Genomic DNA, 1,776 nt, shown 5'->3' on the forward strand with positions numbered 1-1,776 from the left:
ACAGATGAAAATGACGACGGAAGAGGCCTTTGTTAAGGTTCTGCAGCTTCACGGTATTGAACACGCGTTTGGTATCATTGGTTCGGCGATGATGCCGATCTCGGACATTTTCGGGAAAGCCGGCATCACGTTCTGGGATTGCGCGCATGAAGGCTCGGGCGGGATGATGGCCGATGGCTACACCCGCGCCACCGGCAAAATGTCGATGATGATCGCGCAGAACGGCCCCGGCATCACCAACTTTGTCACCGCCGTAAAGACCGCCTACTGGAATCACACCCCGCTGCTGCTGGTAACGCCTCAGGCCGCGAACAAGACCATGGGTCAGGGCGGTTTCCAGGAAATGGAACAGATGCGCATGTTTGCGGACTGCGTGTGCTATCAGGAAGAAGTGCGCGACCCGTCGCGGATGGCCGAAGTTCTGAGCCGCGTGATCACCAAGGCCAAGCGTGCCTCGGCGCCGGCGCAGATCAACGTGCCGCGTGACTTCTTCACGCAAGTGGTCGATATCGAACTGCCTGCCGTGGTCGAATTCGAACTGCCCTCCGGTGGTGCATCGGCTGTTACCGAAGCCGCCGCGCTGCTGTCCGAAGCCAAGAACCCGGTCATTCTGAACGGCGCCGGTACGGTTCTGTCCGCGGGCGGCATCGAAGCCTCGAAAGCGCTGGCCGAACGTCTGGACGCGCCGGTTTGTGTTGGCTACCAGCACAACGACGCCTTCCCCGGCTCGCACCCGCTGTTTGCCGGTCCGCTGGGCTATAACGGCTCGAAGGCCGCGATGGAGCTGATCAAGGAAGCGGATGTGGTTCTGTGCCTCGGCACCCGTCTGAACCCGTTCTCGACCCTGCCGGGTTACGGTCTGGAATACTGGCCGGCAAATGCGAAAATCATTCAGGTCGACATCAACCCGGATCGTATCGGCCTGACCAAAAAGGTTTCGGTCGGTATCGTTGGCGACGCGGCCACCGTTGCGACCAATATCCTGGCACAGCTGTCGGACACCGCAGGCGACGATGGTCGCGACGCCCGCAAGGCGAAGATCGCGGAAAAAAAGTCGCGTTGGGCGCAGGAACTGACCTCGATGGATCACGAGCAGGACGACCCGGGCACCACCTGGAACGAACGAGCCCGTGCCGCCAAGCCGGACTGGATGAGCCCGCGCATGGCATGGCGTGCGATTCAATCCGCACTGCCGAAAGAGGCGATCATCTCGTCCGACATCGGCAACAACTGCGCCATCGGCAATGCGTATCCGTCCTTCGAGGAAGGCCGCAAGTATCTGGCACCGGGCCTGTTCGGCCCCTGTGGCTATGGCCTGCCGTCGGTGATCGGCGCCAAGATCGGCTGCCCGGACGTGCCGGTCGTCGGCTTCTCGGGTGACGGTGCCTTTGGTATCGCGGTTACTGAACTGACCGCAATCGGCCGTGACGAATGGCCCGCGGTGACCCAGATCGTTTTCCGCAACTACCAGTGGGGTGCGGAGAAGCGGAACTCGACCCTGTGGTTTGACGACAATTTCGTCGGCACCGAACTGGACACCAAAGTGTCTTACGCCGGTATCGCACAGGCCTGTGGCCTGAAAGGCGTTGTCGCCCGCACTCAGGACGAGCTGACCGCGGCGCTGAACCAGGCCATCGAGGACCAGAAGAACGGCATCACCACCCTGATCGAAGCCATGATCAACCAGGAACTGGGCGAGCCCTTCCGTCGTGACGCGATGAAAAAACCGGTCGCAGTCGCCGGTATCAGCGAAAACGATATGACACCACAGGCCGG

1 protein-coding gene is annotated in these 1,776 nt (G+C 61.1%); it reads left to right on the forward strand.

The window, feature by feature from the left end; all coding sequences use genetic code 11:
- Positions 1 to 4: 4 nt before the first annotated feature.
- On the forward strand, positions 5 to 1,776 hold a 1,772-nt coding region (xsc, locus tag ACR0IM_RS24480), incomplete at its 3' end, for a sulfoacetaldehyde acetyltransferase (RefSeq protein WP_480597392.1).

The organism is Ruegeria sp. BF6 (assembly GCF_056538665.1).